General features: G+C 72.9%; 21 protein-coding genes. 16 read left to right on the top strand and 5 right to left on the bottom strand.

Going from position 1 to position 25638, the window contains the following annotated elements; genetic code table 11:
* The first annotated feature begins 741 nt into the window (after positions 1 to 741).
* The 7 genes from AB0M16_RS09235 (at position 742) to argF (ending at position 10111) form a co-directional block, all read left to right on the top strand.
* Entirely contained in the window at positions 742 to 1581 is an 840-nt protein-coding gene (locus tag AB0M16_RS09235; RefSeq protein ID WP_365340515.1) for a TIGR03560 family F420-dependent LLM class oxidoreductase, read from the top strand.
* A gap of 4 nt (positions 1582 to 1585) precedes the next feature.
* Positions 1586 to 2488, top strand: a complete 903-nt coding sequence (gene mmuM, locus AB0M16_RS09230) for a homocysteine S-methyltransferase (protein WP_365340513.1) — start codon at positions 1586 to 1588, stop codon at positions 2486 to 2488.
* A gap of 301 nt (positions 2489 to 2789) precedes the next feature.
* Positions 2790 to 4565 (top strand): 3' terminal RNA ribose 2'-O-methyltransferase Hen1, encoded by a 1776-nt coding sequence (locus AB0M16_RS09225; protein WP_365340511.1) that lies wholly within the window; start codon positions 2790 to 2792, stop codon positions 4563 to 4565.
* Positions 4562 to 7120 carry a polynucleotide kinase-phosphatase gene (locus AB0M16_RS09220; RefSeq protein ID WP_365340509.1) on the top strand — a complete coding sequence of 853 codons (2559 nt, stop codon included), beginning with the start codon at positions 4562 to 4564 and terminating at the stop codon, positions 7118 to 7120. The genes AB0M16_RS09225 and AB0M16_RS09220 overlap by 4 nt, the downstream gene beginning before the upstream one ends.
* A gap of 363 nt (positions 7121 to 7483) precedes the next feature.
* A complete protein-coding gene (locus AB0M16_RS09215) occupies positions 7484 to 7636 on the top strand; it encodes a hypothetical protein (RefSeq protein ID WP_365340507.1) in 153 nt (50 codons plus the stop codon).
* 40 nt (positions 7637 to 7676) lie between these two features.
* Positions 7677 to 8909: an arginine deiminase gene (locus tag AB0M16_RS09210; protein WP_365340505.1), complete on the top strand. Its 1233-nt coding sequence runs from the start codon at positions 7677 to 7679 to the stop codon at positions 8907 to 8909.
* A 194-nt stretch (positions 8910 to 9103) separates the two neighbouring features.
* Positions 9104 to 10111: an ornithine carbamoyltransferase gene (argF, locus tag AB0M16_RS09205; protein ID WP_365340503.1), complete on the top strand. Its 1008-nt coding sequence runs from the start codon at positions 9104 to 9106 to the stop codon at positions 10109 to 10111.
* A gap of 143 nt (positions 10112 to 10254) precedes the next feature.
* On the opposite strand, the gene AB0M16_RS09200 is transcribed toward argF, so the two are convergent.
* On the bottom strand, positions 10255 to 10692 hold the full coding sequence (locus tag AB0M16_RS09200; protein WP_365340501.1) for a MerR family transcriptional regulator: 438 nt from the start codon (positions 10690 to 10692) through the stop codon (positions 10255 to 10257).
* A gap of 73 nt (positions 10693 to 10765) precedes the next feature.
* Between AB0M16_RS09200 and AB0M16_RS09195 the strand changes: the two genes are divergently transcribed.
* On the top strand, positions 10766 to 11800 hold the full coding sequence (locus tag AB0M16_RS09195; RefSeq protein WP_365340499.1) for an MBL fold metallo-hydrolase: 1035 nt from the start codon (positions 10766 to 10768) through the stop codon (positions 11798 to 11800).
* Positions 11801 to 11845: 45 nt separating this feature from the next.
* Here AB0M16_RS09195 and AB0M16_RS09190 read toward each other — a convergent pair whose 3' ends face one another.
* Positions 11846 to 12310, bottom strand: a complete 465-nt coding sequence (locus tag AB0M16_RS09190; RefSeq protein ID WP_365340497.1) for an ATP-binding protein — start codon at positions 12308 to 12310, stop codon at positions 11846 to 11848.
* A 348-nt stretch (positions 12311 to 12658) separates the two neighbouring features.
* Here AB0M16_RS09190 and AB0M16_RS09185 point away from each other — a divergent pair, with 348 nt between their 5' ends.
* The 4 genes from AB0M16_RS09185 to AB0M16_RS09170 all read left to right on the top strand — a co-directional run bounded on the left by AB0M16_RS09185 (position 12659) and on the right by AB0M16_RS09170 (position 16632).
* Positions 12659 to 13486 carry an enoyl-CoA hydratase family protein gene (locus tag AB0M16_RS09185; protein ID WP_365340495.1) on the top strand — a complete coding sequence of 276 codons (828 nt, stop codon included), beginning with the start codon at positions 12659 to 12661 and terminating at the stop codon, positions 13484 to 13486.
* Entirely contained in the window at positions 13483 to 15882 is a 2400-nt protein-coding gene (locus AB0M16_RS09180; RefSeq protein ID WP_365340493.1) for a bifunctional salicylyl-CoA 5-hydroxylase/oxidoreductase, read from the top strand. Before AB0M16_RS09185 ends, AB0M16_RS09180 begins: the two co-directional genes overlap by 4 nt.
* A 64-nt stretch (positions 15883 to 15946) precedes the next feature.
* A complete protein-coding gene (locus tag AB0M16_RS09175) occupies positions 15947 to 16246 on the top strand; it encodes a metalloregulator ArsR/SmtB family transcription factor (protein ID WP_365340491.1) in 300 nt (99 codons plus the stop codon).
* Positions 16243 to 16632, top strand: coding sequence for a VOC family protein (locus AB0M16_RS09170; protein ID WP_365340489.1), 390 nt, complete (start codon positions 16243 to 16245; stop codon positions 16630 to 16632). Before AB0M16_RS09175 ends, AB0M16_RS09170 begins: the two co-directional genes overlap by 4 nt.
* Positions 16633 to 16677: 45 nt before the next feature.
* Here the strand turns inward: AB0M16_RS09170 and AB0M16_RS09165 are convergent, their stop codons facing one another.
* Positions 16678 to 17520: a PaaX family transcriptional regulator C-terminal domain-containing protein gene (locus AB0M16_RS09165; protein ID WP_365340487.1), complete on the bottom strand. Its 843-nt coding sequence runs from the start codon at positions 17518 to 17520 to the stop codon at positions 16678 to 16680.
* 4 nt (positions 17521 to 17524) lie between these two features.
* Positions 17525 to 19210, bottom strand: a complete 1686-nt coding sequence (locus tag AB0M16_RS09160; RefSeq protein ID WP_365340485.1) for an AMP-binding protein — start codon at positions 19208 to 19210, stop codon at positions 17525 to 17527.
* Between the two features lie 160 nt (positions 19211 to 19370).
* On the opposite strand from AB0M16_RS09160, the gene AB0M16_RS09155 reads away from it, so the two are divergent.
* The 3 genes from AB0M16_RS09155 (at position 19371) to AB0M16_RS09145 (ending at position 22556) form a co-directional block, all read left to right on the top strand.
* A complete protein-coding gene (locus AB0M16_RS09155; protein WP_365340483.1) occupies positions 19371 to 20501 on the top strand; it encodes an acyl-CoA dehydrogenase in 1131 nt (376 codons plus the stop codon).
* Positions 20498 to 20896, top strand: a complete 399-nt coding sequence (locus AB0M16_RS09150) for a RidA family protein (RefSeq protein ID WP_365340481.1) — start codon at positions 20498 to 20500, stop codon at positions 20894 to 20896. The genes AB0M16_RS09155 and AB0M16_RS09150 overlap by 4 nt, the downstream gene beginning before the upstream one ends.
* A gap of 109 nt (positions 20897 to 21005) precedes the next feature.
* Entirely contained in the window at positions 21006 to 22556 is a 1551-nt protein-coding gene (locus AB0M16_RS09145) for an MFS transporter (protein WP_365340479.1), read from the top strand.
* 118 nt (positions 22557 to 22674) lie between these two features.
* Here the strand turns inward: AB0M16_RS09145 and AB0M16_RS09140 are convergent, their stop codons facing one another.
* Entirely contained in the window at positions 22675 to 23400 is a 726-nt protein-coding gene (locus AB0M16_RS09140; protein ID WP_365340477.1) for a methylmalonyl-CoA mutase family protein, read from the bottom strand.
* A gap of 288 nt (positions 23401 to 23688) precedes the next feature.
* On the opposite strand from AB0M16_RS09140, the gene AB0M16_RS09135 reads away from it, so the two are divergent.
* Positions 23689 to 24795, top strand: coding sequence for a hypothetical protein (locus AB0M16_RS09135; RefSeq protein WP_365340476.1), 1107 nt, complete (start codon positions 23689 to 23691; stop codon positions 24793 to 24795).
* Positions 24796 to 25638: the final 843 nt, after the last annotated feature.

Below are 25638 nucleotides of genomic sequence, written 5' to 3'. Positions count from 1 at the left end.
GGAGAGTTACCGAAGGGTTTCAAAGTGCCCAACCTGACCCCCAATTCCATTTTTACTAACGCGCGTTAAGAAGAAATGGAAAAGGGGGTCTAGTTTGAGTTTTCGACCCCGGGCACCCGCGGGAGGCCGCGGACCATGATCATTCCCGCGTAACATGCGACCCATAACTAAGGTAGAGGGAAGAATGGCGGAGCCGGCGACTGGCGCGGCTCCCGCTCCCTCCTGACGGCCGGCGCCGCTCCTGCGCTCCCGTACTCTCCTCCGGTAGAGCGCGGTTGAGCGGCCCCGGTCGTCCTAAGGTCTCTTCGGCTAACGGCAAGCCGCCCGGGTAGCGCTTCGGCGTGAGGGGTAATCCTGGTTCGACTCCAGGCGGGATCACGGGGGACGGTGTGAGACGCACGCCGCGGGAGGAACGGCAGCCCTGATCAGGTTGGCGCCCGCGGAGGGTTCAGGGCGACGTACGCGGATCCTGATCCCCTACCCAACTTCCTCTCGACGTCCAGGGGACGGACGAGAGGGCGATCCGCGGGACTCTCCCGCGACACCTGGCGGTGACGGCCCCGGACGTGCCCGAGCAAGCAATGGAGCCCCTGCCGCGAGGCGCCTTCGCCGGCACCTAGCCTCGCCTGACGGCCCCCGGTCACCCTCTTCCCCCGCGGAGGGTGATCGGGGCTTCGTCGTGTCTCGGGGGCAAAGCCGCAAAACCGCAGGTGAGTTGGGGTGGAGAGGTAAGGTAGTTACGTGTACCGTTCTTCCTTCCGGTCCGACCACTACCTCAGCATGGGCTCGGCCGACGGCCTGCCCGGCCCGACGGACGCGTGGATCACCCTGGCCGGTCTCGCCAGGGAGACGAAGCGCATCCGCCTCGGCACGCTGATGACCGCGGGCACCTTCCGGCTCCCCGGCGTCCTGGCCATCCAGGTGGCCCAGGCCGACCGGATGTCCGGCGGGCGCATCGAGCTCGGCCTCGGCGCGGGTTGGTTCGAGGAGGAGCACCGGGCGTACGGGATCCCGTTCCCCAAGGAGAAGTTCGGACGCCTTGAGGAGCAGCTGGAGGTCGTCACCGGGCTGTGGGGCACCGAGGTGGGCAAGACGTTCTCGTACGAAGGGAGGTACTACGAGCTGGCCGATTCCCCTGCGCTGCCCAAGCCGGCCCAGGTGAGGATCCCGGTCCTCATCGGCGGGCACGGCGCGAGCCGCACGCCCCGGCTGGCAGCTCGCTTCGCCGACGAGTTCAACATCCCGTTCGCGTCGCTGCAGGACACCGAGCGCCAGTTCGCCCGGGTCCGGGCCGCGGCGGAGGAGGCCGGGCGGCCCGCCGACGCGCTGGTGTACTCCAACGCGCTCGTGGTCTGCGTCGGACGCGACGACGCGGAGGTCGCCCGCAGGGCCGCCGCGATCGGGCGGGACGTGGCCGAGCTCAAGGCGAACGGCCTGGCGGGTTCACCCGCCGAGGTGGTCGACAAGATCGGCAGGTACGGTGCCCTCGGCTCCACCCGGATCTACCTCCAGGTCCTCGACCTGGACGATCTCGACCACCTGGAGCTGATCTCCGCACAGGTCCAGACGCAGCTGGGGTGACCCGATGAAACCCGACCGTTCGCTCGCCGCCGCCCTCGCCGAGGACGTGGTCGTCCTCGACGGCGGGCTCTCCAACCAGCTGGAGGCGCAGGGCTGCGACCTCTCCGACGCACTCTGGTCCGCACGGCTGCTCGCCGACGCGCCTGAGCAGATCGAGGCGGCGCACGCGGCCTACGCGCGGGCGGGTGCCCAGGTGCTGATCACCTCCAGCTACCAGGCCACCTTCGAGGGCTTCGCCCGGCGCGGGACGGGCCGGGAGGAGGCGGCGCGCCTCCTGGCCCGCAGCGTGGAGCTCGCCCGGGCGGCGGGGGAGCGGTCGGAGCGCGAGATCTGGGTCGCGGCCTCCGTCGGCCCGTACGGGGCGATGCTGGCGGACGGCAGCGAGTACCGCGGCCGGTACGGCCTCTCGGTGGCGGAGCTCGAACGGTTCCACCGTCCCCGGGTCGAGGTGCTCGCCGGGGCCGGGCCGGACGTCCTGGCCCTGGAGACGGTGCCCGACGCCGACGAGGCCGAGGCGCTGCTGAGGGCCGTCGCCGGGTGCGGCGTGCCGGTCTGGCTCTCGTACACGGTCGACGGCCGGCACACCCGGGCCGGTCAGCGCCTGGAGGACGCCTTCGGCCTCGCGGCGGGCGTCGACCAGGTCGTCGCGGTCGGCGTGAACTGCTGCGACCCCGCCGACGTCGGGCCCGCCGCGGAGATCGCCGCCGCGGCGACCGGCAAGCCGGTCGTCGTCTACCCCAACAGCGGCGAACAGTGGGACGCCGGCGCTCGGTCCTGGCACGGCGGCGCCACGTTCGCCCCGACCACGACCGCCGCCTGGCGCACCGCCGGCGCCTGTCTCATCGGCGGCTGCTGCCGCGTCGGCCCGGACGCCATCGCCGCCCTGGCGGCGACGCTGGAGGGGTGAGGCGGGGAGGCTGGAGGGGGTGTGGCGCGTGGGGCCGGGGGCCCACGCGCGCAGGGGCCAGGCGCGTGAGGCGACGCGCGTGGGGTCAGGCGTGGGGCGAGGCGCGTGAGGCCAGCTGTGTGGGGCGGAGGGCCGAGTGGGCGAGGAGCGTGCGGCGAGGGGCGGGGTGGGACGACGGGTGAGGGACGGGGGCGAGGGGGAGGAGTGGGGGAGGGGGAGGGCCCCGGGGGAGGCCTTTCGGGAGTGACGGCGCCGGGAAAATGCCTGGTCGGGTGGGGCGGCGATGGTCATACTCGGACGGGTGTTCCTGACGATCAGTACCACCGGTACCCATGAGCGGCCCGCGACCGATCTCGGCTTTCTGCTGCACAAGCATCCCGAGAAGGCGCAGTCGTTCTCGACCTCTCACGGCACCGCGCATGTCCTCTACCCCGAGGCCGGCGCGGAGCGCTGCACGGCGGCGTTGCTGCTCGAGGTGGACCCCGTGGCGCTCGTGCGGCGCGGGAAGGGCAAGGGGCGGGGCGGGGCGCCTGACGCGGCGCTCGCGCAGTACGTGAACGACCGCCCCTACGCGGCCTCTTCGTTGCTCGCCGTCGCGCTCGCCAAGGTGTTCAAGAGCGCGCTGCACGGCGCGTGCGCGGCCATGCCCGAGCGGGCGGCCGAGTCGATGCCGCTGCGGATCGAGGTTCCGGCGCTGCCCGCGCGGGGCGGGGCGCAGCTGGTGACCCGGCTGTTCGGGCCGCTCGGGTGGGACACCGTCGAGGCGGAGCCGGTCGCACTGGACCCGGAGTTCCCCGAGTGGGGCGAATCGCGCTACGTGCGACTGGTCCTGGAGGGTGAACTGCGGCTCGCCGACGCCCTCAACCAGCTGTACGTGCTGCTGCCCGTGCTCGACGACGCCAAGCACTACTGGGTCGCCCCGGACGAGGTCGACAAGCTGCTGCGCGCCGGCGACGGTTGGCTCGCCGATCACCCCGATCGGCAGCTGATCACCAGCCGTTACCTCTCCCGCCGCTGGGGTCTGACCCGGGAGGCGACGGAGCGACTGGAGCTGGTGCGGCTCGCCGAGGCGGACGGGCTCGAGGTCGAGGACGTCGACAACGCGGTCGACGAGACGACGGACACCGAGGAGCGGCCGGTACCGCTCGCCGAGCAGCGCCGTGAGGCGATCCTCGGCGCGCTGCGCACCGCCGATGCGGCCCGGGTGCTCGATCTCGGCTGCGGACAGGGGCAGTTGGTGCAGGCCCTGCTCAAGGACGTGCGGTTCACCGAGATCGTCGGTGTCGACGTGTCGGCGCGCGCCCTGGCCGTAGCCGCTCGCAGGCTGCGGCTGGAGCGGATGGGCGAGCGACAGGCTGCCCGGGTGAAGCTGCTCCAGGGCTCCCTCACGTACACCGACAAGCGGTTGACCGGCTACGACGCGGCGGTGCTCAGCGAGGTCATCGAGCATCTCGACCTGCCGCGGCTGCCCGCGCTCGAGTACGCGGTGTTCGGCTCGGCCCGGCCGCGGACGGTCGTGGTGACGACGCCGAACGTCGAGTACAACGTGCGTTGGGAGTCGCTGCCGGCCGGACACGTCCGGCACAGTGACCACCGCTTCGAGTGGACCCGGGCCGAGTTCCGGGAGTGGGCCGGTGTCGTTGCCGAACGGCACGGCTACGGCGTCGAGTTCGTGGCCGTCGGCACCGACGACCCCGAAGTCGGGTCTCCCACGCAGATGGCCGTCTTCACCCGTGTCGAGCAGGGTGCGGGCGGAGAGGACCGGGATCCGCAGAGCGAACGGGGTTCGAAGAGCGCCCCGAGCTCGACGGGTGACCTGGGCCCGAGCACTGATCCCAGCCCGAAGGACGCCCCGACCCCGAAGGACGCCCCGAGCCCGAAGGACGCCCCAAGCCCGAAGGGCGACCGGAGTCCGAAGCACGACCAGGGGACGACGGGCGCCCCGAGCCCGAAGGACGCCCCGACCCCGAAGTGCGACCGGAGTCCGAAGCACGAACCTGGCCCGAAGCACGAACCGAGCCCGAAGCACGAACCGAGCCCGAAGAGCGACGCGAGCCCGAAGGAGGACGCGGCATGAGCGACACCACCGAGAACCAGAGCCGTACGCTGCCCGTCACCGATCTCTCCCTCGTGGTCCTGATCGGCGCGACCGGCTCGGGCAAGTCGACCTTCGCGCGACGCCACTTCAAGCCGACCGAGATCGTCTCCTCGGACTTCTGTCGCGGGCTCGTCGCCGACGACGAGAACGACCAGAGCGCGAGCAAGGACGCTTTCGACGTCCTCCACTACATCGCCGGCAAGCGGCTCGCGGCCGGGCGGCTGACCGTCGTGGACGCCACCAGCGTGCAGCGCGAGGCACGGCAGCAGCTGGTGCGGCTCGCCCGCGAGCACGACGTGCTGCCCATCGCGATCGTCCTGGACCTGCCCGAGGAGGTGTGCGCGGCGCGCAACGCCGCTCGCCCCGACCGGGCGCACCTGCCGCGGCACGTCATCCAGCGGCACCGCCGCGAGCTGCGCCGCTCGCTGAAGGGGCTGGAGCGCGAGGGCTTCCGCAAGGTGCACGTGCTGCGCAGTGTGGAGGAGGTGGAGGCGGCCGAGGTCGTGCTGGAGAAGCGGTTCAACGACCTGCGCCACCTCACCGGTCCCTTCGACATCATCGGTGACATCCATGGCTGCCGCTCCGAGCTGGAGACGCTGCTCGCGAAGCTGGGCTACGTCGACGGACACCACCCGGAGGGCCGGACCGCCGTCTTCGTCGGCGATCTCGTCGACCGCGGGCCCGACAGCCCGGGCGTACTGCGCCGCGTGATGGGGATGGTTGCCGCCGGGGACGCGCTGTGCGTGCCCGGGAACCACGAGAACAAGCTCGGGCGCTGGCTGCGCGGCCGCAAGGTGCAGGAGACGCACGGACTCGCCGAGACCATCGAGCAGCTGGGCCGCGAGCCGGAGGAGTTCCGCGCGGAGGTCTCGGAGTTCATCGACGGGCTCGTCAGTCACTACGTCCTCGACGAGGGCAAGCTGGTCGTCTGCCACGCCGGTCTGCCGGAGAAGTACCACGGCCGCACCTCCGGCCGGGTGCGCGCCCACGCGCTGTACGGGGACACGACCGGCGAGACCGACGAGTTCGGGCTGCCGGTGCGCTATCCGTGGGCGGAGGACTACCGGGGCCGCGCGACCGTGGTCTACGGGCACACGCCCGTGCCGAACACGTCCTGGATCAACAACACCATCTGCCTCGACACCGGCGCCGTGTTCGGCGGCAAGATGACCGCGCTGCGCTGGCCGGAGCGCGAGCTCGTCGACGTACCGGCGGAGCGGGTCTGGTACGAGCCGGCCCGGCCGCTCGTGTCCGAGGCGCCCGGCGGGCACCAGGGCCGGCCGCTCGACCTCGCCGACGTGCACGGCCGGCGGATCGTGGAGACGCGGCTCGCGGGCAACGTGGCGGTGCGTGAGGAGAACGCCGCCGCCGCGCTGGAGGTCATGAGCCGGTTCGCCGTCGACCCGCGGCTGCTCGCTTACCTGCCGCCGACGATGGCGCCGACCGCGACGTCGAAGGTGGAGGGGTATCTGGAGCACCCCGCCGAGGCGTTCGCGCAGTACGCGGCCGACGGGGTCGGGCGGGTGGTGTGCGAGGAGAAGCACATGGGCTCGCGGGCCGTGGCCCTGGTCTGCAAGGACGCGGAGGTGGCGGCGGAACGGTTCGGCGTGGACGTCGCGGACGGGGTGACGGGTGCGCTGCACACCCGTACCGGACGCCCGTTCTTCGACGACCGGGAGACCACCGAGCAGGTCCTCGGGCGGCTGCGGGCGGCGATCGGCGCCGCGGGGCTCTGGGAGGAGCTCGGCACGGACTGGCTGCTGTTCGACGGCGAGCTGATGCCGTGGTCGCTGAAGTCGGCCGGGCTGCTGCGTTCCCAGTACGCGGCCGTCGGCGCGGCCTCGCGGGCGGTCTTCCCGGGCGCCCTCGGGGCGCTCGAACAGGCGGCCGCGCGCGGGGTGGCCGGGCTCGACGAGCTGCTCGGCAGGCAGCGCGAGCGGGCGTCCGACGCGGCGGCGTTCACCGACGCGTACCGGCGCTACTGCTGGCCGACCGAGGGGCTGGAGGGCGTGCGGTTCGCGCCGTTCCAGGTGCTCGCGGCGCGTGGACGTTCGCTGGCCGCCGTCCCGCACGACGAGCAGCTGGCTTGGCTCGACCGGCTCGTCGAGCACGATCCGACGGGTCTGCTCCAGGTCACGCGACGGCTCGTGGTCGACCCGGCCGACGAGAAGTCCGTGGCGGCCGGAGTCGACTGGTGGCTAGAGATGACCGCGGCGGGCGGCGAGGGCATGGTCGTCAAGCCGCTCGCGGCGGTGGCCAGGGGCACGGACGGGCGCGTGGTGCAGCCGGGCGTGAAGGTGCGCGGCCGGGAGTACCTGCGGATCATCTACGGCCCCGAGTACACGCGCCCGGACAACCTCGAGCGGCTGCGGCAGCGGTTCCTCGGCCACAAGCGCTCGCTGGCACTGCGGGAGTACGCGCTCGGCCTGGAGGCCCTCGACCGGCTGGCCGAGGGGGAGCCGCTGTGGCGGGTCCACGAGGCCGTCTTCGCGGTCCTCGCCCTGGAGTCGGAGCCGGTCGATCCGCGACTGTGAGCGGGGCGTCGGCCGGTCCATGGCGGTGAGGTCAGGTGGGTCCGGCCCGGGTGGTCCGCCTGAGTGCGGCCCGGCGGCCCCGTGCGTCGGCCGTCCGGCCGTCCGGCCGTCCGGCCGTCCGGCCGTCCGGCCGGGCGCCCGGGTGTGCGGCCGTGGCGGACAGGGCGGTGTCGGTGGACGGGGCCGCGGTGGTGGACCCCGTCGGCTCGCCGTGCTCGGCCGACAGGACCGGGGGCGGCCGACCGGGGCCGCCCGGGACGCCCGCGGCCGGCGCGGAGCGTCGAGGGCCCCGGCCGGCGGCCGATGCGCCGCCCACGAAGGCCTCGGCCGCTGTGGCACCGAGCCCGCCGCTCCTCGGCCGCCGTGGCACCGAGCCCGCCGGCCCCCGGCCGCCGTAGCACCGAGCCCGCCGAGCACCGCAACGACGGTCGGGTCGCCTACGTCGTCCTCGGCTGCGCCCGCTTCCTCCTCGTGTCCCTCGTCGGCGTCATCTTCGCCGCGCTCCTGACACGCTGAGTACCACGCGCGGGCCGTCCCGCTCCGTCAGGATGGGCGCATGGGATTCCATGTCGATTCCGAGACCGGGCGGCTGCGCCGCGTCATCCTGCACCGACCCGATCTGGAGCTGAAGCGGCTCACCCCGACCAACAAGGACGCCCTCCTCTTCGACGACGTGCTGTGGGTGCGCAGGGCCCGTCAGGAGCATGACGGGTTCGCGGACGTGCTGCGCGACCGCGGCGTCGCGGTGCATCTCTTCGGGGACCTCCTGCGCGAGGCCCTGGAACTGCCGGCGGCGCGCGAACTCGTGCTCGACCGGGTCTTCGACGAGAAGGAGTACGGCCCGCTCGCCACCGACCACCTGCGCGCCGCCTTCGACGGGCTCGACGCCCAGGACCTGGTGGAGGCGCTCGTCGGCGGGATGACGAAGCGCGAGTTCCTCGCGTCCCACCGGGAGCCGACCTCGGTCCGCTTCCACGCCCTGGACCTGGACGAGTTCGTCCTCGGCCCGCTGCCCAACCACCTCTTCACCCGCGACACCTCCGCCTGGATCTACGACGGGGTGTCCATCAACGCCATGCGCTGGCCCGCCAGGCAGCGCGAGACCGTCCACTTCGAGGCGATCTACAAGCACCACCCCCTCTTCACCGGTCCGCAGGCGGGAACGTTCCATCACTGGTCGGAGGGGCAGTCCGACTATCCTTCGACCATCGAGGGCGGTGACGTCCTCGTCATCGGCAACGGCGCCGTCCTGATCGGCATGAGCGAACGCACCACCCCGCAGGCAGTGGAGATGCTCGCCCGGGGCATGTTCGCGGCCGGCTCGGCGCGCACGATCATCGCGCTCGACATGCCGAAGCGCCGCGCGTTCATGCACCTCGACACCGTGATGACGATGGTGGACCAGGACACCTTCACGCAGTACGCGGGGCTCGGCATGCTCCGCTCGTACACGATCGAACCCGGCGACGAGGGGCAGTCCCTCCGGGTCACCGACCACCCGCCGGAGCAGATGCACAGCGCCATCGCCGCCGCGCTCGGACTCCAGGACATCCGTGTGCTCACCGCCACCCAGGACGTCCACGCGGCGGAGCGGGAGCAGTGGGACGACGGGTGCAACGTCCTCGCCGTCGAGCCCGGGGTCGTTGTCGCGTACGAGCGGAACGTGACCACCAACACGCATCTGCGCAAGCAGGGCATCGAGGTGATCGAGATTCCCGGGAGTGAGCTCGGGCGCGGGAGGGGCGGGCCCCGCTGCATGAGCTGCCCCGTGGAGCGTGACGCCGTATGACCGCGTGACCGCGTGACCAAGTGACCGCGTGACCGCCTGGTCGTGTGGCGGCGGGCGGCGGCCGGCGGGCGGGAGGGAGGGGAAGGGGGGCGGAGGTCCAGCCCGCGGGGGTGGCTGTATAAGAATGCTGAATGACGTATAGACTTCCACAGTCTCGTCCCCTGACGTCCCCGACCGTAACCCAGGAGCGCCCCATGGCCACCGACCTCACCGGCCGCCACTTCCTCAAGGAGCTGGACTTCACCGCCGAGGAGTTCCGCGGCCTGGTCGCGCTCGCCGCCGAGCTCAAGGCGGCCAAGAAGGCCGGTACGGAGGTGCAGCGACTGCGGGGCAGGAACGTTGCCCTGATCTTCGAGAAGACCTCGACCCGCACCCGCTGCGCCTTCGAGGTGGCTGCCGCCGACCAGGGTGCCTCCACCACCTACCTCGACCCGTCCGGCTCCCAGATGGGTCACAAGGAGTCGGTCAAGGACACCGCCCGCGTGCTGGGCCGGATGTTCGACGGCATCGAGTACCGGGGTGACAGTCAGGCCGCCGTCGAGGAGCTCGCCGAGTTCGCCGGCGTGCCCGTCTTCAACGGGCTCACCGACGACTGGCACCCCACCCAGATGCTGGCCGACGTCCTCACCATGACCGAGCACAGCGACAAGGCGCTCGACGAGATGGTCTTCGCGTACCTCGGCGACGCCCGCTTCAACATGGGCAACTCGTACCTGATCACCGGCGCCCTGCTCGGCATGGACGTCCGGATCGTGGCACCCAAGGCCTACTGGCCGGCCGAGGGCTTCGTCGTCGAGGCCCGGCGGCTCGCCGAGGGCAGCGGCGCGACGATCACCCTCACCGAGGACGTCGTCGAGGGCGTGCGCGGCGCCGACTTCGTCGCCACCGACGTGTGGGTCTCGATGGGCGAGCCCAAGGAGGTCTGGGACGAGCGGATCGCGGCCCTCGCCCCGTACGCCGTGACGATGGACGTCATCCGCGCCACCGGCAATCCGGACGTGAAGTTCCTGCACTGCCTGCCGGCCTTCCACGACCTCGGCACCGCCGTCGGCCGCGACATCCACGCCCGGCACGGGCTGACCGAGCTCGAGGTCTCCGACGAGGTCTTCGAGTCGGCCCACTCGGTCGTCTTCGACGAGGCCGAGAACCGCATGCACACCATCAAGGCCGTCATGGTCGCCACCATGGGCGATCCGGCCTGAGCCGTTCAGGGCGCCGCCGAGCGGCACCGGATGCACGGTGCGAAGGACGGGAAGGGCGCGCCAGGTCCGATCGGGTCCGTGGTCCACGCTTTCCGGGAGGCGGAAGGACGGGTCTGGGGCTGACGTAGGGCCGGCTCCTCGGATCAGGCCGGGCTTGCGGCCAGGCCCTGGGCGATGGGCTCGGGCGCTGCGGCCACGTTCCCGACGGCGCGCTGGAAGTCGGGGCAGTCGACGATGGGCTCGTGGGTGCACACGGCCGCGTGCCGGAGGCTGTCGCGGAGCCGGGTGAGCCGCCCGATCTGCTCGTCGAGGTCGTCGGCCTTGGCGGTCATCCGCGCGCGCAGGTCCGCGTCGGACGGGCGCGCCACCAGGAAGCGCTCGATCTCGGCGATCGAGAATCCGGCGCTGCGGGCGCACGTGATGAGGGCCAGGCGTTCGAGGGCCTCCGGGCGGTACGTGCGCCGCAGGCCGTTGCGGCCGTCGGCGGCGATCAGGCCCTTCTTCTCGTAGAACCGCAGCGCCGAGGGCGCCAGGCCGGAGCGTTCGGCGACCTCGGCGATGTCCAGCAGCGTCTCGACCACGTCCGCCTCCTCGTTCGTGGGCAGCGTGAACCGCCTTGACTTGAACCGCGCTTCACGTCGCAGCCTACTCGCCATGAGGATCCATCACCTGAACTGCGGCTCGGTCCGCACCATCGACCCCACCTACGACGGCCCCGCCTCGCTGCCCGCCGTCAACCACTGCCTGCTCGTGGAGACCGACGCCGACGGCCTGGTCCTGGTCGAGACCGGCCTCGGTCTCGGGGACGTCCGCGACCCGGAGGCCGCACTCGGCGCCGACTGGGTCGCCATGGCGCAGCCCGCGCTCGACGAGGAGGAGACGGCGGTCCGTCAGGTCGCCCGGCTCGGGTACGACCCCGCCGACGTGCGGCACATCCTCCTGACCCACCTCGACGTGGACCACTGCGGCGGCCTGCCCGACTTCCCCGGCGCCCGGGTGCACGTACTCGCCGCCGAACTCGCCGCGGCTCGCGCCGAGTCCCCGAGCTACCGCTACCGCCCCGCCCACTGGTCGCACGAGCCCGACTGGGTCACGTACGACCTCGCCGATGCCGGCGAGGCAGGCCCGACCGGCCCCATCGACCTGACCGGCCCCGCCAGCCCGACCGTCCCCGCCGGCCCCACCGGCCCCACCGTCCCCTCTGGCCCAGCCATCCCCGCCGGCCCCGCCATCCCCACCGGCTCGACCGACCCCACTCTCCCCACCGGCCCCAACGACCGCCCCAGCGGCTCGACCGGCGCCACCGGCGCCACCGGCCCCGCCGCCCCGCCCACTGCCGAGGATTGGTACGGCTTCACGTCCCTGCGGCTCGAGGGCCTGCCGCCGGAGTTCCGGCTCGTCCCGCTCGGCGGTCACACCGCCGGTCACACCGGTGTCGCCGTCCGAGGAGCGGACCGGTGGCTGTTGCACTGCGGGGACGCGTACTACTACCACCGTGAGATGGAGGCGGCGAAGGAGCCGCATCCGCTGATGGACGTCGTCCAGACGAGCTCGCAGGTCCATCGCGACCTGCGGATCGGCACCCAGGCCCGGCTGCGCGAGCTGGTCCGGGACCACGGCGACGAGGTGACCGTCTTCTCGGCGCACGATCCCTGGGAGTTCGCCCGGCTCGCGGCCGGCCGGGCGTAGCGGCAGGCCCTCGTGACCCCGCCGTGGGCCGCGCCCCGCGCCCGGTCACTGCTCCGGGGAACGACGACGCTGGGCCGGAACGGCCGGCAGCGTGAACCAGACCGCCTTGCCGTGCGCGGTGGGGCGGTGGCCGCAGTCGCTGCTGAGGGCGCGGATCAGGAGCAGCCCGCGGCCGTGCTCCTGCCAGGGGTCGACCGGGGCGGCGGGCTCGGGCCGGATCAGCTCGCCGGGGGCGGCGGGCCGGCCGTCGTGGACCTCTATCTGGCAGCCGCCGTGGGCCGGGAGCAGTTCGACGACCAGCTCGATGGGGCCGTGGCCGGGGGCGTGCTCGACGGCGTTGGCGACGAGTTCGGCGGTGAGCAGCTCGGCCGTGTAGCTGTCGGCGGCGGCCCGTTCCGCGCCCTCGATCTCGGTGAGGACGGAACGGACCAGGGCGCGGGCGATCGGCACGGCGGCCGTGGTGTGCGGCAGCTCGACGCGCCAGGTTGCGGAACCGGAGGCTTCGAACACGGCGGGATTCCGTTCGGGCTCGATGGGGGCGTGGGGGTGTGGGGACTGGGGGTGGGGTGAGGGGGTGGGGGCGTGGGGACCGGCGAGGGGCGCGGGGATAAGGGATGCGGGGGAGTCGGGTGCCGGGGACGGGGCGGCGTCCGGGTTTCCACCCTACGGACCCAAAAATCTGGATACAGAGGCGGTCGCCCACATCTGGCAGGACGTGGGTCCGTACTGGTCAGGGACCTTCGACGGCGGAGGTGAGGCTGCGGTATCGCGTACTCGTGACGACAGTCACACTTGAGTGATACCCTCCAGGGGGTGATGCCGTACCCGTACGTGCACACAACAGGGAGGTCCTCCCGAATGAGCCCCTTCACCGGCTCCGCGACCCGCACCGAACGCTGGCGGCACCTGCGCCTCACCGTCGACGACGGGGTCGCCACGATCACCCTCGCCCGCCCCGAGAAGCTGAACGCGCTCACCTTCGGTGCCTACGCCGACCTGCGCGACCTGCTCGCCGAGCTCTCCCGCGAACGGGCCGTCCGCGCGCTCGTCCTCGGCGGCGAGGGGCGCGGCTTCTGCTCGGGCGGCGACGTGGACGAGATCATCGGCGCCACGCTCTCCATGGACACCGCCCAGCTCCTCGACTTCAACCGGATGACCGGGCAGACCGTGCGCGCCCTGCGCGAGTGCCCCTTCCCGGTGATCGCCGCCGTCCACGGCGTCGCCGCCGGCGCCGGAGCGGTGCTCGCCCTCGCCGCGGATTTCCGGGTCGCCGACCCCACCGCCCGGTTCGCCTTCCTCTTCACCCGGGTCGGGCTCTCCGGCGGCGACATGGGCGCCGCCTATCTGCTGCCGAGGGTCGTCGGACTCGGCCATGCGACCCGGCTCCTCATGCTGGGCGACCCGGTCGGCGCCGCCGAAGCCGAGCGCATCGGGCTGCTCAGCGAGCTCACGGAGGAGGGTGCCGCCGACACCCGGGCCGCCGCCCTCGCCCGCCGGCTCGCCGAGGGGCCCGCCCTCGCCCACGCCCAGACCAAGGCACTGCTCACCGCCGAGCTCGACATGCCGCTGGCCGCCTCCGTCGAGATGGACGCCGCCACCCAGGCCCTGCTCATGCACGGCGAGGACTACGCCGAGTTCCACGCGGCCTTCACCGAGAAGCGCCCCGCGAAATGGCGCGGGCGATGACCGTGCCCGCCCCGGACCGACGCCCCGCCCCGGACGCCCGCCCCGCCCCCGACCGCCGCCCCACCCCCGACCGCCGCCCCACCCCCACCCCCGCCCCCGGCGTCCGCGCCGCGCCGCTTGGCGGCGGCGCGGTGCGGGACGGGGGGCGGCCCCTGCGGGTCGCCGTCGTCGGCGGGGGGCCCGGCGGGCTCTACGCCGCCGCGCTGCTCAAGCGGGACGACCCGGACCGCGAGGTCACCGTCTGGGAGCGGAACGCCCCCGACGACACCTTCGGCTTCGGCGTCGTCCTGTCCGACGAGACCCTCGGCGGCATCGCGGAAGCCGACCCCGAGGTCTACGCGGCGCTGCGCCGTGAGCTCGTCCGCTGGGACGACATCCACATCGCCCACCGCGGCCACCTCCTCACGTCCACCGGCCACGGCTTCGCCGCCCTCGGCCGCCGCCGGCTCCTGGAGCTCCTGCACGAGCGCTGCGCCGGGCTCGGTGTGCGCCTCCGCTTCCGCACCGAGGCGCCGCCCGTCGAGGTCGTGGCCGCCGAGCACGACCTGGTCGTGGCCGCCGACGGTGTGCACAGCCGCACCCGCGAGGCGCACGCCGAGGTGTTCCGGCCCACGATCACCACCCACCGCTGCCGCTACATCTGGCTCGCCGCCGACTTCGCCCTCGACGCCTTCCGCTTCGACATCGCCGAGACCGAGCACGGCGTGATGCAGCTCCACGCCTACCCGTACTCCGCGGACTCGTCCACGGTCATCGTCGAGATGCGCGAAGAGGTGTGGCGGGCCGCCGGGTTCGACGAGCTCGACGAGGCCGAGTCCGCCGCCCGCTGCGCCAAGCTCTTCGCCGAACCGCTGCACGGCCGCGCGCTGCGGTCCAACAACTCCGCCTGGACGGCCTTCCGTACGGTCGTCAACGCCCGCTGGTCCCACGGCCGCACCGTCCTGCTCGGCGACGCCGCCCACACCGCGCACTTCTCCATCGGCTCCGGCACCAAGCTCGCCGTCGAGGACGCCGTCGCGCTCGCCGCCGCCGTCGACCGGCACCCCGTCCTCGCCGAGGCGCTGGCCGCGTACGAGGCCGAGCGACGTCCCGTCGTCGAGTCGACCCAGCGGGCCGCCGCCGCGAGCCTGCGCTGGTTCGAGGAGATGGCCGAGCAACTCGACCGCCCACCCCGCCAGTTCGCCTTCAACCTGCTCACCCGGAGCCGCCGGGTGACCCACGACAACCTACGGCTGCGCGACCCCGCCTTCACGGCGTCCGTCGAGGCCGAGTTCGGCTGCCCGCCCGGCACCCCGCCCATGTTCACCCCGTTCCGGCTCCGCGGCCTGACCCTGCGCAACCGCGTCGTGGTCTCGCCGATGGACATGTACGTGGCGCGGGACGGCGTCCCCGGCGACTTCCACCTCGTGCACCTCGGCGCCCGCGCCCTCGGCGGCGCCGGCCTGGTCATGACCGAGATGGTCTGCGTGAGCGAACGGGGCCGGATCACCCCCGGCTGCACCGGCCTGTGGACCGACGAGCAGGCCGAGGCGTGGGCCCGCGTCACCGCCTTCGCGCGAGCGCAGGCCCCGGGCACGGCGATCGGCGTCCAGCTCGGACACTCCGGCCGCAAGGGCTCCACCCGGCGCATGTGGGAGGGCATCGACGAGCCGCTGCCCGACGGCAACTGGCCGCTCGTGGCCGCCTCCGCGCTCCCGTACCGCCCCGGTGTCAACCAGGTCCCGCACGCCCTCGACCGGGCCGGGCTCGCCGCCGTCCGGGAGGAGTTCACCGCCGCGGCCCGGCGGGCCGCCCGGGCCGGCTTCGACCTGCTCGAACTCCACTGCGCCCACGGCTACCTGCTCTCCGGCTTCCTCTCCCCGCTCACCAACCGGCGCACCGACGCCTACGGCGGCGACCTCACCGGCCGGCTGCGCTATCCGCTGGAGGTCTTCGACGCGGTACGGGAGGTGTGGCCGGCCGAGCGGCCCATGACCGTGCGCATCTCCGCCACCGACTGGGTCGAGGGCGGCACGACCGCCGAGGACGCCGTCGAGATCGCCCGGGCCTTCGCGGCGCACGGCGCCGACGCGCTCGACGTCTCGACCGGACAGGTGGTGCCCGAGGAGCGACCGGAGTTCGGGCGCTCGTACCAGGCCCCGTACGCGGAACGGATCCGTACGGCGCTCGGTATCCCGGTGATCGCGGTGGGCGCGATCTCCTCCTGGGACGACGTGAACTCCCTCCTCCTCGCCGGCCGCACCGACCTGTGCGCGCTGGCCCGCCCCCACCTCTACGACCCGCACTGGACCCTGCACGCCGCCGCCGAGCAGGGGTACGAGGGCCCCGCGGCGCCCTGGCCGGCCCCGTACCGGGCCGGTAGCCGCCGACCGCCGACGGGGCGCAAGGACCCCTGACGCCCGCCGGTGCGGGCCGTTGATCGACTTGATAGGCAAGTCGACACTTGCCTATGGTGGAGCGGTGGCGGACGACGACGAACTCTTCAAGGCACTGGCCGACCCCACCCGCCGGATCGTCCTCGACGAGCTGGCGGAGCGGGACGGGCAGTCCCTCTTCGAGATCTGCGCGCGCCTGGCGACCCGGCACGGCCTGGCCCTCTCGCGCCAGGGAGTCAGCCAGCACCTCGCCGTCCTGGAGACCGCCGGCCTGGTCCGGACCCGGCGCGAGGGCCGCTTCAAGTTCCACGACCTGAACACCGGGCCGCTCGAGCGCATCGCGACCCGGTGGCTCAGACCCGACACCCCGGAGAGCACCCCATGAGGATCAATCTGACCAGCGTCTTCGTCGACGAGCAGGACAAGGCCCTGCGCTTCTACACCGAGGTGCTCGGCTTCGTGAAGAAGACCGAGGTCCCGCTCGGCGGCCACAGCTGGCTGACCGTCGTCTCGCCGGAGGACCCCGACGGCGTCGAACTGGTCCTGGAGCCCAACCAGCACCCCGCCGCCAAGGCCTACCAGGACGCGCTCGCCGCCGACGGCATCCCGGTGAACTCCTTCGCCGTCGACGACGTGCGCGCCGAGTTCGCGCGGCTGCGCGCCCTCGGCGTCCGCTTCACCCAGGACCCCGTGGACATGGGCCCGGTCACCACGGCGATCCTCGACGACACCTGCGGCAACCTGATCCAGATCGCCGAGTACAAGGGCTGACCCGCCCCATCCCACCCCACGGCCTGAGGAGGCGCCCAGGGCCGGCTACACGCGCACGAACTCCCCGCCCAGCGCGTGCAGGCGCTCGTGCAGCGCCAGGAAGACCTCCGCCGAGCGGGTGCCCGGCCAGTTCTCCGGGAGGAGGGCGAGCGGCAGCACCGGGTCCGCGTAGGGCAGACGGCGCCAGGAGTCGAGGGCGAGGAGGTAGGCGCGGTAGGCCTCTTCCGGAGTGCCCGGGGTGCCCGGGGTGCCCGGGGTGCCCGGGGTGCCCGGGGTGGTCGACCAGGTGCGCAGGACCGGCTCGTGGGCGTCCAGGAACTGCTCGTGGAGCTTGGCGATCGACGGCAGGTCCCACCAGCGGGCCACCGCCTCCGCCGTCGGCGCGAAGCCCAGGTGGTCGCCGCGGAACAGGTCCACGTACGCGGCGAGGTCGAGCCGCTCCAGGGTGTGCCGGGTCTCCTCGTACAGGCGGGCAGGCGCGATCCAGACGCCCGGCGCGGCCGTGCCGAAGCCGAGCCGGGCGAGCCGCGAGCGCAGCAGGTGGCGCTTGTAGCGCTCGGCCTCGGGGACGGAGAACACGGCGAGCACCCAGCCGTCCGACAGGTCCGGCTCCGCGCGGGCGTAGATCCGGCGGTCGCCGTCCTCCAGGAGCATCCGCGCGTCGTCCGACAGCGCGTACCCGGCGGCGCCGTCCGCCGTGCGGCCGGGCAGCAGCAGCCCGCGGCGCTTCAGCCGGGAGACGGAGGAGCGCACCGACGGGGCGTCCACCCCGAGCACGGCGAGGAGCCGGATCAGCTCCGCCACCGGCATCGGCGCGCCGTCGGGCAACCGTCCGTACGCGCCGTACAGGGAGACGATCAGGGATCGGGGGGTGTGCTGCTCGGCCACGTGATCACTTTAGGGGGCCGGGTCCCGCGCCGTCGTCCCGCAGCCGGTAGCGCTGCAGCTTCCCGGTGGCGGTGCGGGGGAGCGCGTCCATGAAGACGATCTCCCGGGGCGCCTTGTACGGGGCGAGGCGGGCGCGGACGAAGGCCCGCAGCGCCGCCGCCGTGGCCGAGTCGTGCGGCACCCCGTCCCGCACCACCGTGTACGCCACCACGACCTGGCCGCGCAGCTCGTCGGGCCGGCCGATCACCGCCGTCTCCACGACGTCCGGGTGGGCGAGGAGGGCCTCTTCGACCTGGGGTCCGGCGATGTTGTACCCGGCCGAGATGATCATGTCGTCGGCGCGGGACACGTAGCGGAAGTAGCCGTCCGGGTCGCGGACGTAGGTGTCTCCCGTGATGTTCCAGCCGTCGTGCACGTACTCCGTCTGACGCGGGTCGGCGAGGTAGCGGCAGCCGACCGGGCCGCGCACCGCGAGCAGCCCCTCCTCGCCGTCCGGCAGCTCCTTCAGGCCCGTCCCGTCGCGGCCGACGATCCGCGCCTGCCAGCCGGGCACCGGCCGTCCGGTGGTGCCGGGGCGTATCTCGCCGTCGGCGGCGGAGATGAAGATGTGCATCAGTTCGGTCGCACCGATGCCGTTGATCAGCTTCAGGCCCGTGCGCTCCCGCCAGGCCTCCCAGGTCCCGGTCGGCAGGTTCTCGCCCGCCGACACGCAGCGGCGCAGCGAGCCGAGGTCGCGGTCGTGCCCGGGCTTGCCGAGCTCCTCCAGCATCACCCGGTACGCGGTCGGCGCGGTGAACAGCACGGACACCCGGTGCCGGTCGATCGCGGCCAGCAGCTGCTGCGGTCCCGCCTGCTCCAGCAGCACCGCGCACGCCCCGGCCCGCAGGGGGAAGACGACGAGCCCGCCGAGGCCGAAGGTGAAGCCGAGCGGCGGGGAGCCGGCGAAGACGTCGTCCGGCTCCGGACGCAGGACGTGCGCGGAGAAGGTGTCGGCGGCGGCGAGCACGTCCCGGTGGAAGTGGAGGCACCCCTTGGGGCGACCGGTGGTCCCGGAGGTGAAGGCGATGAGCGCCACGTCGTCGGCGGCGGTGTCCACCGCCTCGTACCGCGCGGGCTTGCCGATGGAGAGGGTGAGCAGGTCGTCGGGGCCGTCCCCGCCGTACGGGGTGACGCGCAGGCCGGGCACCCGCGCCGCGAGGAGTTCGTCGACGGCCCGCACGTCGCAGAGCGCGTGGCTGCAGCGGGCCATCTCGCACAGCACGGCCAGTTCCCGGGCCCGCTGCTGGGCGAGCACGGTCACGGCGACCGCTCCGGCCTTCATCACGGCGAGCCAGCAGGCCGCGAGCCAGGGGGTGGTGGGGCCGCGGAGCAGCACCCGGTTGCCCGGGCGGACGCCGAGGTCGGTGTCGAGCACATGGGCGATGCGGTCGACCCGCTCGCGCAGCTGCCCGTACGTCCAGACGCCGCCCTCGCCGTCCCGGAACACCTCGCGGTCGGCGCCGAATCGTTCCACCGTGCGGTCGAGGAGCTCGGTCCCGCAGTTGAGCCGATCGGGGTACGCGAGGGACGGCAGGTCGAAGAGGAGCTCCGGCCACTGTCCGGCGGGCGGCAGGTGGTCGCGGGTGAAGGTGTCCAGATGGGCCGAGGGCGTCAGCTCCACGTCCGTCCCCCTGTTCGGTGGGATGTTCATCGATAGAGCGGCTGGCGTGGCTCAGGGCTTGCGTGGATTCGAGACGGGGTCCACCGTCGCCTCACGAGCGTATCGTGATGGTGACGACAGTCAACGGTTCGCGATACAAGCCAGCTCGTCGCCGTCCCGGCGGCCGACGGGCGCGCCAGAGAGGGCCCCGATGGCCGCATTCTCGCTCGATCCCGAACAGACCGCCTGGTGCGCGTCGCTCCGCGGCCTCGCGGCCGAGCAGCTGCGCCCCCTCGCCGACAAGGGCGAGCCCGGCCGCGTCAACCGCCCCCTCGTCGCCGCCCTCGGGGCGCACGGACTGCTCGCCCGCCTCTTCGACTCCGGGGCGCTCGACCTGTGCCTCATGCGCGAGTCCCTCGCCCACGCCTGCACCGAGGCCGAGACGGCCCTCGCCCTCCAGGGCCTCGGTGCCCACCCAGTCGCCGCCCACGGCAGCCCCGCCCAGCGCGCCCGCTGGCTCCCCGAGGTCGTCTCCGGCCGCGCCGTCGCCGCCTTCGCCCTCTCCGAACCCGGCGCCGGCTCCGACGCCGCCGCCCTGGCCCTGGAAGCCGTGCCCGACCCGGCGACCGGCGGCTGGCGCCTGCACGGCGAGAAGCGCTGGATCTCGAACGCGCCCGAGGCGGACTTCGCGACCGTCTTCGCCCGAACGGGCGAAAGCGCGGGCCGCGCCCACGGCGTCACCGCCTTCCTCGTGCCCGCCGGACGCCCCGGGCTCACCGGTGAGGCCTTCGACATGCTCGCGCCGCACGCCCTCGGCAGCCTCGTCTTCGACGGTGTGCCCGTCGGGCCCGAGGACGTCCTCGGCGCGCCCGGCGACGGCTTCCGCGTCGCCATGACCACCCTCAACCTCTTCCGGCCCAGCGTCGGCGCCTTCGCCGTCGGCATGGCCCAGGCGGCCCTCGACGCCACCCTCGCCCACACCGCGGCCCGGCCCGCCTTCGGCGGCGTCCTCGCCGACCTCCAGGCCGTCGCCCACCAGGTCGCCGAGATGGCCACCCGCACCGAGGCCGCCCGACTCCTTGTCTACGCGGCGGCCGAGGCGTACGACCGCGGGGAGACGGACGTGCCGCGCCGCGCCGCCATGGCGAAACTGCTCGCGACCGAGACCGCCCAGTACGTCGTCGACACCGCCGTACAGCTGCACGGCGCCCGCGCCCTGCGGCGCGGACACCTCCTCGAACACCTCTACCGGGAGGTGCGGGCACCCCGGATCTACGAAGGGGCCACCGAGGTCCAACGCACCATCATCGCCAAGGAGCTCTACCGGGAGGTCCGTCCATGAGCCTGCACCGCCACAACCCCGCCGAGCTCTCCCCGCCCACCGGCTTCACCCACGCCGTCACCGCCACCGGCACGCGGCTGGCCTTCCTCGCCGGCCAGACCAGCCTCGACCGGGACGGCAAGGTCACCGGCGAGACCCTGCCCGAGCAGTTCGAGACGGCACTCGCCAACCTGCTCGCCGCCCTTCGGCACGCCGGTGGCTCGCCCGCCGACCTCGCCCGCGTCACCGTCTACACCACGGACGTCGACGCCTACCGCCGGCACGCCCCCGAACTCGGGCGCATCTGGCACCGGTTGGCCGGCCGCGACTACCCGGCGATGGCCGTGATCGGGGTGGTCCGCCTGTGGGACGAGCAGGCCCTGGTCGAGGTGGACGGGTTCGCGGTGATGGACTGACCGGCGTTCCGCGCGCCACCCTTGATCAACTGGTCACTGCCGGGGGCCGGGCTTAGTGTCGAAAGGTGGACTGACCGGCCTATTCCCTCAGGTGAGGGCGCGATGCCCCATGAGTACCCCGAAGCCGACGACCCCGCAACAGACCGTCGCCCCCAAGTCGGGCGGCGACGGCAAGGGCATCGCCCTGTTCGTGATCGCCTCCTGCCAGCTGATGGTGGTCCTCGACATCACCATCGTGAACATCGCGCTCCCACACATCCAGGAAGCGCTGGACTTCTCCACCACGAGCCTGTCGTGGGTGGTCAACGCCTACACGCTGACCTTCGGCGGCCTGCTGCTCCTCGGCGGTCGCGCCGGTGACATCCTGGGCCGGCGCCGGGTGTTCATGTTCGGCGTCCTGCTCTTCGGACTCGCCTCGCTCTTCTGCGGCCTCGCCCAGAGCGAATGGCAACTCCTCGCCGCCCGCGCCCTCCAGGGCGTCGGCGGCGCCATCGCCTCGCCGACCTCCCTCTCCCTGATCACCACGACCTTCGACGAAGGGCCCGAACGCAACCGGGCCTTCGGCGTCTTCGCGGGCGTCTCGGCGGGTGGCGGCGCGATCGGCCTGGTGGCCGGCGGCATGCTCGTCGAATGGCTCGACTGGCGCTGGATCTTCTTCGTGAACGTGCCGATCGCCGTGCTCATCGCCTTCCTCACGCCCCGGCACGTCAAGGAGTCCGAACGGCACCCCGGGCACTTCGACCTCGCCGGCGCCCTCTTCTCGACCCTCGGCATGGTCGCCCTGGTGTACGGCTTCATCCGCGCCGCCCAGGAGGGCTGGCGGGATCCGTACACCATCGGCTCCTTCGTGGCGGCGATCCTCCTGCTCCTGGCCTTCATCCTCAACGAACGGCGCTCGCAGCAGCCCATCACCCCGCTGCACATGTTCGCCGACCGCAACCGCTCGGGCACCTACGCCATCATGCTGTGCCTGGCGGCGGCGATCTTCGGGATGTTCTTCTTCCTCACCCTGTTCGTCCAGCAGGTCCTCGGCTTCAGCCCCTTGGCGACCGGCCTCGCCTTCCTGCCGGTCAGCGCGATCATCGCGGTCGGCGCGGGGCTCACCTCCAACCTGCTGCCGCGCTACGGACCCAAACCCTTCATGGTGACCGGTTCGCTCCTGGCCGCCGCGGGCCTGTCCTGGCTGACCCTGACCGACGTCGACTCCACCTACCTCGGCAGCATCCTCGGGCCGATCCTCGTCTTCGGCCTCGGCATGGGCCTGATGTTCGTATCGCTCACCATCATGGCGCTGTCCAACGTCGAACAGCGCGAGGCCGGAGCCGCCTCCGGACTGCTCAACGCCATGCAGCAGGTGGGCGGTTCGCTCGGCCTGTCGATCCTGGTCACGGTCTTCGGCACCGCGAGCCGCAACGAGGCGGACACCCAGGTGCCCCTCTTCCTCTCCCAGGCGACCCCCCTGCAGAAGGCCCAGTTCGCCAAGACCGGCGAGCTGCCCCCACCGTGGAGCGACCAGGTGCTCACCTCCGGCGTCTCGGCCGGATTCATCACGGCCGCCATCTTCGGCGTGGTCGCCTTCTTCATCGCCCTGTTCGTCATCAAGGTCCGCGCCTCGGACATCGAACGCCTGAAGGGCGGGGCGATGATGCCACCGGGCTGAGCGCCCGCGGCGCCGGGGCGAGCCCCCGGCCTCACGCCGGGCGCGGTGGTCCCTGGAGGTCGACCCGGCTGCCCGCCCGGCGTCGCGGGGGTCCCTGTGCGCGGGCCGATCTCGGGCCTCACGCCCGGCGCGGTGGTGGTCCCTGGGGGCCGATCCCTCCGCCCCACACCTCGCGCAGCGTCCCGTAGACCTCGCCCACCGTCGCCCCCGACCGGAGGGCGTCCTTCATCGGCGGGAGCACCCCGTCCGTGCCCCACGCGGCCTTGTGCACCCGCAACAGCGCCTCGCCCACCAGGTCCTGGTCCCGCCAGGCCCGCAGCTTCGCGAGTCTCTCCCGCTGCCGGGACTCCAGCGCCGGGCACGGCAGACAGGCCGCGTCCGGCGGGGGAGCGGCCACCGCGCGGACGGTCCAGCCGGGCAGTTCGGCGCGGAGGTACGCGAGGACGTCGGCGCCCGGCCGCGGCACGGCGGACGTCGGGAAGACCCGCGGCCCGCCCGTGCCCCCGGTACCCAGGACACCCTTCATCCGCCGGGCCGGAACGCCCTGCTCCTCGCCGACCAGCTGGCACAGCAGGAGCAGCACCCCGGCCGGGTCCGCGGCGGTCAAGGTCACCGACACCGCGCCCAGCCGGATCCCCCGGAAGAGCACGCGCATGTCGTCGACCGAGTCGATCGCCACCCCGGCCCGCCCCACCCGCCCGGCGGCCTCGCGGCTGTCGGAGTCGTAACCCTGCCGGGTGGGCACGTCGACCACGACGGCCAGCGCCCGCGCGCCGCCGTCCGCCAGTCTCCTCAGGTACTCGTTGGACTCCACCGCGCTGCCGGGACCCGTGTAGTGATGCACCGTCCGTGCCTCCCTCGGACCGGATCGACGTCGGCGAACAGCGGTCCCGCCCCATGAATACCCAGGCGGGGCCCCGGGGGGAACCGCCAGGTGGAGCCCCGACCGAGGGCGTATCAGAATCCGATCGGATGAAAACACCGGAGCATCCCTCGGTGAGCGGCCGTCAGCCGCCGCCGCACACGCACAGTGAGCGCCAGGCAGCAGTCGCCCATCGAAGGAGAGACACCCGTGCACGGACGACAGGACACACACGCCGCAGGGCCTCGGCGACCACGCGGACGCCTGGTGGTGGCCGCCCTCGGGGCCCAGGCGCTGGCCGCGGCGGCCCTGGTGGGGCTGGGGGCGGGGGAGGCGGGGGCCCAGCCGGTGACGTGCTTCGGGGCGGTGGCCACGGTCACCGGCACCGAGGGGACCCCCGGCGACGACGTCATCATCGGCACGCCGGGGACCGACGTCGTCGACGGCGGGGGCGGCGACGACAAGATCTGCGGCCTCGGCGGCCACGACAGGCTCGTCGGCGGCGCCGGCAACGACAGCGTCTCGGGCGGCGAGGGCGACGACCAGCTGGACGGCGGCCTCGACGACGACACGCTGATCGGCGACACCTACGCCGTGAGCGGCGACGTGACCGGCCCCGTCGGGCGCGACCGGGTGACCGGCGGCGCGGGCCACGACAGCATCACCGGAGACAACGCGACGGCGGGCGTCGAGGCCGACGACCTGGCCGAGGGGGCGGCGGCGGACACGCTCCACGGCGGCGTCGGAGACGACGGCATCACCGGTGACAGCTCCGGCATGAGGGCCGACGGCGGCGCGAACGACTACGTCAACAGCGGCGACGGCGACGACTACGTCGTCGGGGACTCGCTCGGCAGCGTGGCGGCCGAGGGCTCCGGGGACGACGTGATCCTGATGGGCCGGGGCGCCTTCGACTTCGCGGTGGGCGACACCTCCGTGTTCGAGGGCGACGCGGTCGGCGCGGGCGGCGACGACTACATCGACCTGGGCCCGGACGGCGGGTTCGGCGCCACGGGTGACCACCAGAGCTCCTTCGGCCGGGCCCTCGGCTCCGGGAACGACCGCGTCAGCGGCGGTTCTGCGGACGAGATCACCCTGGTCGGCGACAGCCTGGTGGGCGACCCCGCGGGCTCCACGGCGGGCGACGACGTCGTCAACGGCAGGGGCGGCGACGACGTCGTCCTCGGCGACAACGTCGACGCCCTGACCCTCGACGCCACGAGCGGCACCGCCGGCGGCGCGGACACCCTGGGCGGTGGCGACGGCGACGACCGCCTGCGCGGCGGCCCCGGCCCCGACTCCCTCAACGGCGGCGCGGGAACCGACGACTGCGACGGCGAGGGCGGGACCGACACCGAGGCCGGCTGCGAGGCTTGAGCCGACGGGCAGGCCGTGGCCGAGAGCGGGACGAGGACCCGTCACCCACCGGCGTACCGGAAGGGGGCGGGGCCTTGATCGAAACGTCGCGATTCCGAACGGCTACGCATAAGATCGTTGGCGAAGACTGCGGCCCGATGGGCTTCCTCAGGAGGACATGCCCCCATCCATACGAGTCACTCGTGCCCTGGGGAACCACCTCGTGTCCATGCTTCTGCTGAAAATGGCGGCGCAGGATTTGCTCACTCTCAATGCCCGGCGCCTGATGGTGCCGCATCGCGCCGCGCGATAGCGGCACTTCCGCAAGTCTGAAACTTCTCTCACCGAGCGCTCCGCCTGGGCGCAGAGCCTGGTGAGCCTGGCTGGCGATCTGGTGGCGGCATGCGGGAACGTACAGATGATCGTCGAGTGTGCCGCACGATCGACGAACCTCTCGACAGCCCGCGGCTGATCGACGTCGTCCTGGTGGGCCGCCATCCCGACTAGAACCGGCCCTCCGTACACCTGATCGAGCTGAGGTGTTGGTCGAGTTGTCACCAGCGTGGAATAGGCGACCGCTGACCTGGTGTACGTCGGGGGTATGGACAAGGCGAAGGCCCATCCGGCTCTACAACGGCGCGAGTACTACAACGCTTTCAGGAGCGACCGCGGGCCGTTCCAGGGTCTTGCCTTCGAATAGCGGATTCGACTATCTACACAACGCCACGGATGAATCCGTGTCCTGCGGATCTTGTTGCGACGCGCAGACTTGCACTCAACGGGGCTCACGCACACCACTCGTTGGTTCGACGTTGGAATGGCACGGCCGCCCTTCCGGGCATCGGCACTCACCTCACGTACGAG

It is taken from the genome of Streptomyces sp. NPDC051921, from assembly GCF_040680975.1.
In the GTDB taxonomy this organism is placed as follows: Bacteria; Actinomycetota; Actinomycetes; order Streptomycetales; family Streptomycetaceae; genus Streptomyces.
The sequence above is the reverse complement of the archived record's forward strand: the minus strand, read 5'-3'. Positions and strand labels throughout refer to the sequence as shown.